This is a genomic window from Pseudonocardia sp. UM4_GMWB1 (assembly GCF_017312155.1).
Classification (GTDB): Bacteria; Actinomycetota; Actinomycetes; order Mycobacteriales; family Pseudonocardiaceae; genus Pseudonocardia; species Pseudonocardia alni.
Genome location: NZ_QJPN01000001.1, coordinates 4,187,022 through 4,199,575, shown reverse-complemented (window position 1 = coordinate 4,199,575; position 12,554 = coordinate 4,187,022). Strand labels below are relative to the sequence as shown.

The following is a 12,554-nucleotide window of genomic DNA, read 5'->3' as shown; positions in this document are numbered from 1 at the left end:
GCGGGGATTCGGGGGCGAGCGGGGCCCGCGTCAGCCGGCGTTGCGGCGGACGGCGTACTCGGCGAGACCGGCGAGCCAGTCCACGATCAGGGCCAGCGCGGCGACGATGGTCGCCGCGACGAGGGTTCCGGTGGGGCGGCCGAGCTCGAGCATGCCCTTGATCGGCTCGCCGAGACCGCCGGCGCCGACGTAGGTGGCCAGGGCCGCGGTGCCGACGTTCAGTACGAGCGCGACGCGGACACCGGCGACCATGACCGGCGTCGCCAGCGGCAGCTCGACGCGCAGCAGGGTCTGCCGCGCCGACATCCCGATGCCGCGGGAGGCCTCGATCAGCGCCTTGTCGACCTGCTGGAGCCCGACGACGGTGTTGGTGAGCACCGGCAGCAGCGCGGCCAGCGCGAGCGCGACGACGGCCGTCGGCAGGCCGAGACCGAGCGGGGAGAACGCGAGCAGCACGATCACACCGAACGCGGGCAGCGCCTGCATGAACCCGGTGAAGGCCAGGATCGGACGCTGGATACGACGCGCGGACGGGCGGCTGATCGCGATGCCGGCCGGGATCGCCACGATGATCACGACGAGGGTGGACAGCCCGGTCAGGATCAGGTGCTCGCCGAGCCGCTGCCCGAGCGAGGACGCGTTGATGACCGAGGCCTCGACGCCGTCGAGCCCCTGGGACGCGGCGTAGACCAGCACCAGCACCACGCCGGCGACGGCGATGAGCGGGTTGACGACGAGCGACCGGTCCAGCCGGCGGGTCCGGCGGACGACCGGCTCGGCCGAGGGCGACCCGGACGGCTCGGCCGCGCCGGTCTCCTCGGCGGCGGGGGCGCTCATGAACCGGCCTTGGTCTTGAGGCCCTCGACCAGGTCGCGCCACCAGAGCGCGCCCTGCAGCCGCTGCTGCTCGTCGACCACACCGACCAGCTCGGTCTGGGAGTCGAGCATGACGTCGACGGCGTCGTAGACGGTGCCGGTGCGCGGCACCGTCACCAGTTTCGGCAGGTCGGCGGTGCCCGGCAGGTACGCCCAGCGCACCGGGCGGCCCTCGGCGTCGGCCTCGTAGGTGGGGGAGCCGTTACGGGCGGCGGTCCCGTCGAGGTCGACCGACTGCAGCTCCAGGCGGGACAGCTCCAGCAGCGACAGCCGTCGCACCGCGGCACCGGAACCGACGAACTCGGCGACGAAGTCGTTGGCCGGGTGGGTCAGGATCATGTCGGGCGTGTCGTACTGCTGCAGCGCGCCGCCGGGCCCGAACACCGCGATCCGGTCGCCGAGCTTGACCGCCTCGGTGAGGTCGTGGGTGACGAAGCAGATGGTCTTGGCGATCTGCTGCTGCAGCTCCAGGAACTCGTCCTGGATGCGTTCGCGGGTGATCGGGTCGATGGCGCCGAACGGCTCGTCCATCAGCATCACCGACGGGTCCGCGGCGAGCCCGCGGGCGACGCCGACGCGCTGCTGCTGGCCGCCGGAGAGCTGGCGGGGGTAGCGGTCGCGGTAGGTCTTCGGCTCGAGCCCGACCAGGTGGAGCAGCTCGTCGATCCGGGCGGTGATCCGGTTGCGGTCCCAGCCGAGGATCCGCGGGACGACGGCGATGTTGTCGCCGATCGTGAAGTGCGGGAACAGGCCGACCTGCTGGATGACGTAGCCGATGCGGCGGCGCAGCTCGTCGGCGTTGACGTCGGTGACGTCGTCGCCGTCGAGCAGGATGCGGCCGGTGCTGGGCTCGATGAGCCGGTTCATCATCTTCAGCGTGGTCGTCTTGCCGCAGCCGGACGGCCCGATGAACATCGAGATGGTGCCCTCGGGTACGTGCAGGTCGAGTTCCTGCACGGCCGGGGTGGTGGACTTCGGATAGGTCTTGCTGATGCCTTCGAGGGCGATCATCGGCTTGCCGGAATCAGACACGGATCCCCCTCGGGGTGGTGAAACGCTGCACGATCCAGAAGACGAGCTCGTAGACCGCAGCCACGACGAGGCAGCCGAGTGTGGCCGCCAGAACCTGGTTGAACGAGTTGACCGATCCCAGCCGTTGCAGGCCGAGGAAGAGCGAGGAGCCGAAGCCCGGGCCGTTGATGGCGCCGGCGACGACCGCGATACCGATGATGATCAGAACGGCGACCCGGATGCCGGACAGGATCACCGGCCAGGCCAGCGGCAGCTGGATGGTGAACATCCGCCGGACCGAACCCATCCCCATCCCGCGGGCGGACTCGAGGACGGCGTCGTCCACCGAGGAGAGCCCGGCCACGACGTTACGCAGCACCGGGTAGATCGCGTAGATCGTCAGCGCCGTCAGCGACGGCGTGACGCCGAGCCCCAGGATCGGCTGCAGCAGACCGAACAGCGCCAGCGACGGGATCGTCAGCGCGGCGGAGAACATGATCAGCAACGCCTCACGGGAGCCCGCCCGGACCGGCCGGCTCCACGACTCGGGAGTCAGCCGATTGGTGTGCAGCAGGGTGCCCGCCACCAACGAGATCACGACCGCGATTCCGACCGAGATCGCGACCAGCAGGAAATGCTGCTGGCCGTAGAACACCAACTGGTTCAGCTGGCTGCCGACATAGGTGAAGAAATCCACCGTGCTCCTTCCGCCCGGGGTCCGTGCCCGCCGCTCGGGGCAGGGGCACGGTCCTTCCGCACCACTCGTCGTCGGGTCCGTTCGGCGTTACACCCACCCGAACGACGTGACCGGGAGTTCGCGTACGCCCACCGGTGCGGTGGGCACGACCTGCGGTCTCCCGCTCGCCGGACGGAGCCTAGCCGCAGAACGGCGGCACCGGTAAGCCGAACGGACCGTTCCGCGACGATGGCGTAGCCATTCCGGAAACGTTTCGTACGCCCGTTGTCGCAGGTGAGGATGGCCGACAACGCTGTTCCCGCAACCGCCCCGGAAAACGGCGGATACGCAATCGTGACCTTCTGCGCCGGTTTCGTCGCATCCCGACCATGGTCTGGACCTACCCAGGGTGAGCCGCCCGGAGCACGGGGTTACGGAGGGCAGACCACGGGCTGGGAGGGCGCCCGGCCGGTCAGCAACGCCCGGTCGACGACGTCGGTGACGCACGGGGTGCGCGGGTAGGCCCCGGTCCCGCTGCCCTGCCAGCGCACCAGCCGCCCCGTCGCGAGCTGCTGGGCGGTCCGCTCGGCACCGCTCTGCGGCGACTGCGGGTCCTGCGCGGTCCCGATCACGACGACCGGGGGCGGGGGAGCGCCCCGCGGCGCCGCCGGGGTGACCGGTCCACCCGACGGCCACGGCCCGCAGGCCACGAGCTCCTGCGCCGCCGCGACCCCGAACAGCGGGAAGCGCTGCGCCCACTGCCCGGCCAGGTCCGCGGCCTCACCGGGGGTGACCCGCACCCGGCTGTCGTTGCAGCGGGTGGCCAGGGTGGCGTCGAAACGGCCCTGCGGACCCCCGAGCGGGGCGAGGATGCGGACCAGCCCCGCCGGGTCGCCGTCGCCGGCCGCGACCAGCGCGGACTGCAGCTCAGGCCAGCGCGCGGGCTGGGACATGACCGACCGGACCGCGCGCAGCGTCGCGCCCGCGGTGACCGCGTCGCCGTCGCCGACGGGCAGCGCGGTGCGGGACAGGCGGAACACGAGCTCGTCGACGTAGCCGCGCGGGTCGGGACCCAGCGGGCAGGTCGGCGACGCGGTGCAGGCCCCGGCGAAGGCGTCGAAGGCCTTCTCCGCCGCCGCGGTCGTGGTCTCGGTCCGGGCCGGCTCGTCGAGGGTGGGGTCACCGGGCCCGTCGAGCACGACCCGCCCGACGGAGCCCGGGTGGGCGCCGATCCAGGCGGCCGCCGCGTCGGCACCGTCGCCGACGGCGAGCAGGTCCAGCCGGGCCGCGCCCAGCACGGACCGCAGCGACTCCAGGTCGTCGGCACCGCTCGCGGCGCGGTAGCTGGTCAACGTGCCCGACAGCAGCAGGTTGCAGTCCTGCACGACCTCACGGGCCCGCTCCAGCAGTGCCGTCATGGCGGCCTCGTCGCGGCGGTCCGGTCCGGCGTCGAGCAGGGCGGCGCGGGCGTCGACCGGGGCGCAGTCGAGAAGGTCCTCGCCGGTGCCGCGGCGGTCCACGCCGATCACCTGGTAGCGGTCGAGGACGGCGGCGGGGAGCCGGGCGGCGAGGCTCACCGCCGCCCGTGCGGACCCGTCGGTGCCGGTGTCACCCAGCACGACCAGCGCCGGGCGCCCGTCCGCCGCGCCGGGTGTCGTGACCCGGGTCAGGCCGAGCCGGGCCGGGCCCAGCTCGGGACGGTCCCGGTCGGCGGGCACGGTGAGCCGGGCGCAGCCGACGGACAGCACGCGCCCGGCGGGCAGCGGGGTGCCCGCCGTGGTCAGGGCCGCGGCCGTGCCGGCGGTGCAGTCGGTGAACCCGGTGGTGCGGACCGGGTCGGAGTCGGGCAGCAGGTCCGGGTCGGCGGGCGGGCCCGCGGCCGACGTCGGGGGAGCGGCAGGCAGCTGTTCGCCCCGCACGGCCACCGGCGGCCGCTGCGACGGCCCGACGGCGCACCCGGCGAGCAGCAGTACGGCGAGCAGCAGGACCCCGAGCACACTCCACCGCCGCACGAGCACCGATCATGCCGGTACCGGGGTGTGGCCGCGGTGAGCGCCGCACCCCTACCGGGCGGTCCAGCCGCCGTCCTGGGACAGCGACGTGCCGGTGATCGACGCCGACGCCGGCCCCCACAGCAGCGCGGCCAGCTCCGCGGTCTCGGCGGGCTCGATCAGCCGCTTCACCGCCACCGGGGTGAGCATGATCCTCGTGACGACCTCGTCCTCGGAGATCCCGTGCGTGCGGGCCTGGTCGGCGATCTGCGCCTCGACCAGCGGCGTGCGCACGTAGGCGGGGTTGATGCAGTTGCTGGTCACGCCGTGCTCGGCGCCCTCCAGCGCGGTGACCTTCGACAGGCCCTCCAGGCCGTGCTTGGCCGAGACGTAGGCGGACTTGTACGGCGAGGCCCGCAGGCCGTGCGCGGAGGAGATGTTCACGACCCGTCCCCAGCCACGGGCGTACATGTGCGGCAGCGACCGGCGGATCAGCCGGAACGGCGACTCCAGCATCAGGCGCAGGATGTTCGAGAACATCTCCGGGTCGAACTCCTCCAGCCGCGAGACGTGCTGGCGGCCGGCGTTGTTGACCAGGATGTCGACGTCGGTGGGCAGCTGTTCCACGGCGTCGAGGTCGGACAGGTCGCAGCCCAGCGGCGTGACCAGGTCGCTCTGGGCGGCCAGTAGGGCCACCCGGTCCTCGGCGAGGTCCACCGCGTACACCTTCGCCCCGTCGGCGACGAGCCTGCGGGCCACGGCGGCCCCGATCCCGCTGCCCGCCCCGGTGACGAGGGCCGTCCTGCCGTCCAGCACTGCGCTCATGCCGACGACCGTACGGTCGCCGACCGGCCCGGCCCCTGTGAGCCGGGTCACGGACCCGGCCGGTGGGTCAGGAGACCCGCGGGCGGTCGTCGCGGCGGGCCGCGTCCAGCTCCAGACGGACCGCGACGGGGAGGTCCGCCATCCCCAGCGCGTCGCGGATCCCGGGCAGGATCTCGGCGTCGAGGCGGCGGCAGATCTCGGCGACCTCCCCGTCGGCGACGTCCTCGCCGACCCACACGGTGGCGCGCACCGCGGGCGCGGAGGTGCTGCCGACCATCCGGGCGCGGGCCCGGGTCACCCCGGGCAGCGTGGCGGCCCCGTCGGCGACGGCGTCGGCCGCGGCGGAGGCGCCGATCCGGATCTCGGTGTCCGGGCCGCCGTCCAGGACCAGGTCCGGCCGGCTCTCCGGGCGCAGCGACCGCGCGGTCCACCAGAGCCCGAGCAGCACCAGCACGAGACCGGCCAGGATCGCGACCAGGCGGGCGGCGGTGCCGTTGGCCAGCAGGAACTGCTCGACCAGCGGGTCCAGCAGCGGGCGCTGCGGGCGGCCCTGCCCGAAGACCCCGGTCACCAGCAGCACGGTGAGCACACCGACGGCGAGCAGCACCACGCCGAGCAGGACGAGCCCGCCGCGGGCGCCGCCCGCGGAGCGGTACTGGGCGCGTCGCGCGGTCCGGGCGGCGCGGCGCGGGTTCGGGCCGGAGGTCCCCGGCGTGCTCCCCGTCGAGGTCACGGCGTCGGCCATCACTGCACTCCCTTCGAGCCCGGCTGCTCCGGGGTGGCGCGCACGGTCAGGCGCGGGCGCCGCGCGAGGGGCAGCGCGTCGAGGACGCCGGAGGCGGCACCGCGGGCCGCCTCGCGCAGCGCGTCGGTGTCGCCGCGGCCGCGGGCGTTCACCACGACCGACCGGGCCGACGCGGTCACCGACGCCGCGGTCACCGGGTCCGCGGCCCGGACCCGGGTGCCGACCAGCCGGGCCAGCACCCGCGGCGCGGTGGCGACGGTGAGCCCGGGCGACGGCGCGTCGAGGGCGACGTCGTGGCGGCGGGCGAGCAACCCGACGAGCAGCAGCACGGCCCCGACGACGATCAGCCCCACGGCGATCCAGAGCACCGGCTCGGCGGTCCACAGGGTGTTCTGGACGGTGGTGCGCCAGTCCCGCCAGGGGACGAGCAGCCCGGCGCCGGAGACCCGGCCGACCCAGGCGGCCACCACCTCGACGACGACGAGCGCGCCGATCGCGGCCACCACCAGGCTCAGCAGCGGCGCGAGAACGCGGAGCAGGACACGCACGGGGCCCGGCCTCCTTCTTCCGACTCGTTCAGGATCCGACGGTTCTACTGCACGCGCGGGGCGTCCGGGCGCGGCCGGGCGTCCTCCGGCCGGAGGGCCTCGACCTCGACGGTCAGGCCGCGCAGCCGGTGCCCGGTGGTGCGACGCAGGTCGGCGTCGATCCGCTCCCGGACGTCGGCGACGGCGGCCCGCACCGACCCGGGGTGGGCCAGGGTGAGCCGCAGCCGGACGTCGACCTCACCGGCGTCGCCGGTCGCCGCGCCGACGGCGGCCCCGACCGTGCCCCGTGCCGGACCGGGCCGCCGGGTCACCCGGGCGGTCGGCCCGGACTCGCCGACGTCGAGCCCGGCGACCCGCCGGGCGCGGTGCCGGGTAGCCGGGGCGGTGTCCGCGGCGTACTCGACGATCGTGCGCAGCACCGCCGGGTCGATCTCCAGGACACCGCGCTCGGCGGGGTCGGGGAGGGTGCTCACCGGTCGCGGCCCCGGCCGAGGCCGGACAGGTCCAGCTCGCCGTCGAGGAGCCGGCCGACGACCAGGCCGATGATGCCGAGCACCAGGGTGATGACGAAGGCGAGGAAGCCGCCGGTGGCACCGGCGACTCCGAGCAGGAGGCCGGCGAGCAGGCCGGTCTGGGTGGCGTTCATGGAATGTCCTCTCCGGGACGGGTGGAGCGGTGGGCGTGCCGGCCGGGCCGGTCGACCCGGGGGTGCGTGCGACGTCGGATGGTGCGGATCAGGGCCACCAGGACCCGGGTCGGCAGCGGCAGGTCGGGCACGATCTCGATCGGTGCGTCGTAGCGGCGGTCGTCCGGGTCGGGCGTCCGGCCGGCGTGCGGGTCGGCCGCGAGCGCGCGGAAGCGGGCCAGCCCGGCGCGGAAGACCTCCGGGTCACCGCCGCGGTCGGGGTGGTGGGTTCGGACGAACGAGCGGTAGGCCGACCGCTGCGCGGGGGTCAGGCCCCCGTGCCCGCCGGGATCCGGCTCGTCCATCCCGTACCCACCTCCACCTCAGGGGACCTCCACGTCCGCGACCGTCACGTCGACGGGGACCCCGTCGACCAACGGCGCGAGGGACGCCCGCAGCGCCGCGACGGTAGCCGGGATCGGCCGGTCCAGGCGCAGCACCACCCCGATCTCGACCGGTTCGTCGGTACTGCCGACGAGCACGCCGACCAACCGCCGCCCGGACAGCCAGGTCGCGACGGTCCCGAAGGTGCCGCCGTCGAGCCGCACCACCGACGGGTGCGCGACGACGGCCTCGGCGACCAGCTCGGCCAGCGTGGCCGGTGCCGGTTCCCGGCGCCGCTGCGCGGCGACCTCCGCCGCACCGGGCGGACCGGTGACCACGGCGGCGGGGGACCGGGCGTCGGGCGGGGTCGGCTCGGACACCGTCACTCCACGACGCGGCCGGTCGGGGCCGGAGCCACCGGGGCCTCGTCGCGGTTGTCGTCCTCGCCGGCCAGGTGGATGTCGTTCACCGAGATGTTGACCTCGATGACCTCCAGTCCGGTCATCCGCTCGACGGCGCCGACGACGTTGCGGCGGACCGCGGAGGCCAGGTCGGCGATGGCGACGCCGTACTCGACGACGACGTCCAGGTCGACCGCGGCCTGCTTCTCGCCGACCTCGACGGCCACGCCGGCGACGGTGGAGGCGCCGCTGGTGCCGCCGCCGGGGATGCGCTCGCGCAGCGCACCGAAGGCGCGGGATGCGCCGGAGCCCATGGAGTACACGCCGGAGACCTCGCGCGCGGCGATGCCGGCGATCTTCTGGACGACGGACGCGGCGATGGTGGTGCGGCCCTGGCCGGTGCCGTCGGCGAGGCGTCCCGCGGGGGGCGCGGCCGGGGTCGTGGCGGGGGTGGTGGTCGGGGTGCCGGAGGTCATCGGTGCTCCTCTCACGGGCCGGCCCCGGGTGGGGGCCCGCCGCGGTGCGTGTGGTGTCCCCCGTGGGATGCCCGTCCGTGGCCCTCCCTCACGGTGGTTCACTCGTTCGGAGGAGCCGGGGTCCCGGGGGCGGCGCGGACGTAGTGCAGCAGCAGGGTCCCGTCGGCGGCCGCCTCGTGGCCGGCCAGGCGCAGCGCGCGCGGTACGGGCAGGGGCCGCGGCCCGGTCGCGATCCGTCCCTCCGGGCCCCCGACCAGCACCGGAACCAGGGTGAGGCGCAGCTCGTCGACGACGTCGGCCCCGACCAGCGCGCCGAGCAGGGTCGGCCCGCCCTCGCACAGCACGGAGGTGTGGCCGCGGCGGGCGAGCGCGGCGAGCAGTGCGGCGGGGGAGAGGTCGTCGAGCAGCACGACCTCGGCACCCGCGGCGCGCAGCGCGGCGCGCCGGTCCGCGGGGGCGGCGGCCGTGGTCAGCACGACCGGCGCCGTGACGGTGTCGGTGAACAGCCGCGCACCCGGGTCCAGTCCGGCCGACCCGCTCACGACGACGACCGGCGGGGGCGGCCCGGGCGGCCGCCCGTCCGGCCCGGGGCGGCGTGGCCGGACGCCCCGGTAGTCCTCGTCCCGCGCGGTGCCCGCCCCGACGAGCACGCAGTCGGCCGACCGTCGCAGGGCGCGGAACAGGTCGCGGTCGGCCGGGGTGGACAGGCCACCGGACCCCGCTCCGCCTGCCGTCACGGCCCCGTCGGCGGAGCTGACCATGACCGCGGTGACCCGCGGCCGGACGGGCGGGGGACCGGACGCGGAGGGTTCGATGGGCACCGCCCGAGCATCCCGCCGTGCGGGCGGCGTGACGCACGGGGGTGTTCTGTCGTAGGGCAGCCTCACTTATGGTGAGCGGAGCCGCACCGGACGGGTGGGGCATCCGGTCGAGCAGGGGGCCACGAGCAAGGTGAACGCGATCCGCGTCCGACCACCGTCGGTGGAACAACCGGCGCCCCCACGGCGGTCGCTCCGGCGCAGGCGGTTGCTCGGCCTCGCCGCCCTGACCACGGCGCTGCTGCTCGCGGTACTCGCCAGCATCGCGATCGGGACCAAGGTCATCCCGGTGAACGAGGTGTTCTCCGCGCTGGTCGCCCCGACCGGCAGCGAGAACGACGTGGTCATCCGTTCCCTGCGGATCCCGCGCACCCTGCTCGGGGTACTGGTCGGGATCGCGCTCGGCCTGGCCGGCGCGCTCGTGCAGGGCTTCACCCGCAACCCGCTCGGCGACCCCGGCCTGCTGGGCGTCAACGCGGGTGCGGCGTTCTTCGTCGTCCTCGGCATCTACGTCTTCGGTGTCAGCACGCTGTTCGGCTACGTCTGGTTCGCCTTCGCCGGGGCGCTGGTCGCCAGCGTCGTGGTGTTCGTGATCGGCACCCGGGCACCCGGCGGCGCCACCCCTGTGTCGCTGGCCCTGGCCGGTGCGGCGGTCAGCTTCCTGCTGCAGGCGGGTACGTCCTCGGTGGTGCTGCTGGACGAGACCAGCCTCGACGCCTACCGGTTCTGGGTGGTCGGCTCGCTCGCCGGGCGCGACGCCGCGGTCGGTGGCCAGGTGGTGTGGTTCATCCTCGCGGGCACGGCGCTGGCGCTGGCCAGCGCGCCCGCCCTCAACGCGCTCTCCCTCGGCGACGACGTCGCCACCTCGCTGGGGCACTCGGTCCGCCGGACCCGGGTGGTCGGCGTCGTCGCGATCACGCTGCTCGCGGGGGCGGCCACCGCCGCCTGCGGGCCGATCGTGTTCCTCGGACTGATCGTCCCGCACGTCGTCCGGGTGTTCACCGGGCCCGACCACCGCTGGCTGCTGCCCGCCTCCGGGCTCGCCGGGGCGGTGCTGCTGCTGCTCGCCGACGTCGTCGGACGGGTGGTGGCCCGCCCCGGTGAGCTGCAGGTCGGCATCGTGGTCGCGTTGATCGGCGGGCCGTTCTTCATCGCGCTCGTGCGCCGTCGCAAGCTGGGGGCCGTGTGAGCACCGTGACCGAACCCGGCCCGCCGAGCACGGTGGCCGTCCCCGGCCGTCGCGCCGTCCGCGCGGGCCGCTTCTCCGGCGTGCTGCGCATCCGCACCGCGGTCGTGCTGCTCGCCTGTGCCGTCGCGCTGGTGCTCGCCGCCGCGGTCAACATGGGCCGCGGCGACTACCCGATCGCGATCACCGACGTGCTGGCGACGCTGTTCGGCGGCGGTGACGCCGGTCAGCAGCTCGTCGTGCTCGAGCTGCGGCTCCCGCGCACCCTGGTCGGTGCGCTGGTCGGCGGCGCGCTGGCCGTCTCGGGCGCGATCCTGCAGTCGGTCGCCCGCAACCCCCTCGCGAGCCCGGACATCATCGGCGTCCAGTGGGGCGCCAGTGCGGCAGCGGTGTTCGTCATCGTGCTCGGGGGTGGCGTGGCCGGGGTCGGCGGCGCCTTCGCCTCGCTCGGCATCCCGCTCGCCGCCCTGATCGGCGGGCTCGTGTCGTCGGCCGCGGTGTACGTCCTGGCCTGGCGCAAGGGCATCCAGGGCTTCCGGCTCGTGCTGATCGGCATCGGGATCCAGGCCGTGCTCGTCGCCGCGGTGCAGTGGCTGCTGACCGTCGCCCAGATCTACCAGGCCGCCCAGGCCCAGGTCTGGCTCAACGGCAGCCTGAACGCGCGCAGCTGGAACGAGGTCGTCCCGCTGTCGATCTCCATGCTGGTGCTCGTGCCCGCGGCGCTGGCCCTGGTGCACCTGCTCGGCGCCCTGCGCTTCGACGACGACACCGCCCGCGGCCTCGGCGTGCGGGTGAACGGCGCCCGCACCGCGCTGCTGCTCGTCTCCGTCGGGCTCGCCTCGGTCGCGACCGCGGCCGCCGGCCCGATCGCCTTCGTCGCACTGGTCACCCCGCAGATCGCGCGCCGGCTCTGCCGGGTCGGGACCCCGCCGATCGGGGTCTCCCTCGTGCTGGGCGCGGCACTGACCGTGCTGTCCGACCTGATCGCCCGCACCGCACTGGGGTCCGTCGAGCTCCCGGTCGGCATCGTGACCGCGGTGCTCGGCGCCCCGTTCCTGCTGTACCTGCTCGCCCGCACCCGCCAGGAGGCCCGTCGATGAGCACCGTCGAGGACATCAGCGTCGCGGAGGCCACCACCTCCCGGACGACGACGGCGGGCGACCCCGTCCGTCCCGGTGTGGTCCGGCTGTCGGCCGAGCAGGTCACGCTCGGCTACGGCGACCGCACCATCGTCGACGGGCTCGACCTGGAGGTGCAGCCCGGCGCGGTCACCACCGTCATCGGCCCGAACGGCTGCGGCAAGTCCACCGTGCTGCGGGCGCTGGGGCGGCTGCTGCCCGCCCGGACCGGTCAGGTGCTGCTCGACGGCAAGCGGATCGACCGCACCCCGACCAGGGAGGTCGCCCGGGTGCTGGGGATCCTGCCGCAGTCGCCGCTGGCGCCCGAGGGGCTGACCGTCGGCGACCTCGTCGCCCGCGGGCGGCACCCGCACCAGGCCTGGTACCGGCAGTGGTCCTCGGACGACGAGCGCGCCGTCGCCGAGGCGCTGACCTGGACGGGCCTGTCCGACCTCGCCGAGCGTCCGGTCGACGAGCTGTCCGGTGGCCAGCGCCAGCGGGCCTGGATCTCGATGGCCCTGGCGCAGCAGACCGACCTGCTGCTGCTCGACGAGCCGACCACCTTCCTCGACCTGGCCCACCAGGTCGACGTGCTGGAGCTGGTGCGGCGGTTGCAGTCCGAGGCGGGCCGCACCGTGGTGATGGTGCTGCACGACCTGAATCTCGCCGCCCGCTACGCCGACCGGCTCGTCGCGATGAAGGACGGCCGGATCGTCGCGGCGGGGTCGCCGGCCGAGATCGTCACCGAGGAGCTGCTGGCCGAGGTGTTCGGGCTGCGGGCGCGGGTGCTGCCCGACCCGGTGACCGGCACCCCGCTGGTCGTGCCGGACGCGGGCCCGTCGCTGCGTGCCCCGGAGCCGATCGCCGAGGCATGA

The 12,554-nt window shown here is 75.0% G+C and carries 16 protein-coding genes; 3 read left to right on the top strand and 13 right to left on the bottom strand.

Going from position 1 to position 12,554, the window contains the following annotated elements; genetic code table 11:
* Positions 1–30 precede the first annotated feature (30 nt).
* The 13 genes from DMP15_RS19530 to DMP15_RS19470 form a co-directional block, all read right to left on the bottom strand.
* Entirely contained in the window at positions 31–837 is an 807-nt protein-coding gene (locus DMP15_RS19530; RefSeq protein ID WP_073577090.1) for an ABC transporter permease, read from the bottom strand.
* Positions 834–1,907 carry an ABC transporter ATP-binding protein gene (locus DMP15_RS19525; RefSeq protein WP_392567389.1) on the bottom strand — a complete coding sequence of 358 codons (1,074 nt, stop codon included), beginning with the start codon at positions 1,905–1,907 and terminating at the stop codon, positions 834–836. Before DMP15_RS19525 ends, DMP15_RS19530 begins: the two co-directional genes overlap by 4 nt.
* Entirely contained in the window at positions 1,900–2,583 is a 684-nt protein-coding gene (locus DMP15_RS19520) for an ABC transporter permease (protein ID WP_073577088.1), read from the bottom strand. The genes DMP15_RS19525 and DMP15_RS19520 overlap by 8 nt, the downstream gene beginning before the upstream one ends.
* Positions 2,584–2,993: 410 nt before the next feature.
* Entirely contained in the window at positions 2,994–4,574 is a 1,581-nt protein-coding gene (locus tag DMP15_RS19515; RefSeq protein WP_073577165.1) for an alpha/beta hydrolase, read from the bottom strand.
* A gap of 51 nt (positions 4,575–4,625) precedes the next feature.
* Positions 4,626–5,378 (bottom strand): 3-hydroxybutyrate dehydrogenase, encoded by a 753-nt coding sequence (locus DMP15_RS19510; RefSeq protein WP_100880963.1) that lies wholly within the window; start codon positions 5,376–5,378, stop codon positions 4,626–4,628.
* Positions 5,379–5,445: 67 nt separating this feature from the next.
* Entirely contained in the window at positions 5,446–6,123 is a 678-nt protein-coding gene (locus tag DMP15_RS19505; RefSeq protein ID WP_157818542.1) for an alkaline shock response membrane anchor protein AmaP, read from the bottom strand.
* Complete coding sequence (locus tag DMP15_RS19500; protein ID WP_100880314.1) at positions 6,123–6,671, bottom strand: DUF6286 domain-containing protein; 549 nt, start codon at positions 6,669–6,671, stop codon at positions 6,123–6,125. The genes DMP15_RS19505 and DMP15_RS19500 overlap by 1 nt, the downstream gene beginning before the upstream one ends.
* Positions 6,672–6,715: 44 nt before the next feature.
* Positions 6,716–7,144 carry an Asp23/Gls24 family envelope stress response protein gene (locus DMP15_RS19495; protein ID WP_073577086.1) on the bottom strand — a complete coding sequence of 143 codons (429 nt, stop codon included), beginning with the start codon at positions 7,142–7,144 and terminating at the stop codon, positions 6,716–6,718.
* Positions 7,141–7,317: a hypothetical protein gene (locus tag DMP15_RS19490; RefSeq protein WP_167410056.1), complete on the bottom strand. Its 177-nt coding sequence runs from the start codon at positions 7,315–7,317 to the stop codon at positions 7,141–7,143. The genes DMP15_RS19495 and DMP15_RS19490 overlap by 4 nt, the downstream gene beginning before the upstream one ends.
* Entirely contained in the window at positions 7,314–7,661 is a 348-nt protein-coding gene (locus DMP15_RS19485; RefSeq protein ID WP_073577085.1) for a hypothetical protein, read from the bottom strand. The genes DMP15_RS19490 and DMP15_RS19485 overlap by 4 nt, the downstream gene beginning before the upstream one ends.
* An 18-nt stretch (positions 7,662–7,679) precedes the next feature.
* Complete coding sequence (locus DMP15_RS19480) at positions 7,680–8,060, bottom strand: hypothetical protein (RefSeq protein ID WP_301549208.1); 381 nt, start codon at positions 8,058–8,060, stop codon at positions 7,680–7,682.
* 2 nt (positions 8,061–8,062) lie between these two features.
* Positions 8,063–8,557, bottom strand: a complete 495-nt coding sequence (locus DMP15_RS19475; RefSeq protein ID WP_073577084.1) for an Asp23/Gls24 family envelope stress response protein — start codon at positions 8,555–8,557, stop codon at positions 8,063–8,065.
* 98 nt (positions 8,558–8,655) lie between these two features.
* On the bottom strand, positions 8,656–9,378 hold the full coding sequence (locus DMP15_RS19470) for a dihydrofolate reductase family protein (RefSeq protein WP_301549209.1): 723 nt from the start codon (positions 9,376–9,378) through the stop codon (positions 8,656–8,658).
* 205 nt (positions 9,379–9,583) lie between these two features.
* Here DMP15_RS19470 and DMP15_RS19465 point away from each other — a divergent pair, with 205 nt between their 5' ends.
* Genes DMP15_RS19465 through DMP15_RS19455 form a run of 3 tightly spaced genes read left to right on the top strand, consistent with a single transcriptional unit; the run spans position 9,584 to position 12,554 of the window.
* Entirely contained in the window at positions 9,584–10,564 is a 981-nt protein-coding gene (locus tag DMP15_RS19465; protein ID WP_202417136.1) for a FecCD family ABC transporter permease, read from the top strand.
* Positions 10,561–11,661 (top strand): FecCD family ABC transporter permease, encoded by a 1,101-nt coding sequence (locus DMP15_RS19460; RefSeq protein ID WP_083658892.1) that lies wholly within the window; start codon positions 10,561–10,563, stop codon positions 11,659–11,661. The genes DMP15_RS19465 and DMP15_RS19460 overlap by 4 nt, the downstream gene beginning before the upstream one ends.
* A complete protein-coding gene (locus DMP15_RS19455; RefSeq protein WP_083658891.1) occupies positions 11,658–12,554 on the top strand; it encodes an ABC transporter ATP-binding protein in 897 nt (298 codons plus the stop codon). Before DMP15_RS19460 ends, DMP15_RS19455 begins: the two co-directional genes overlap by 4 nt.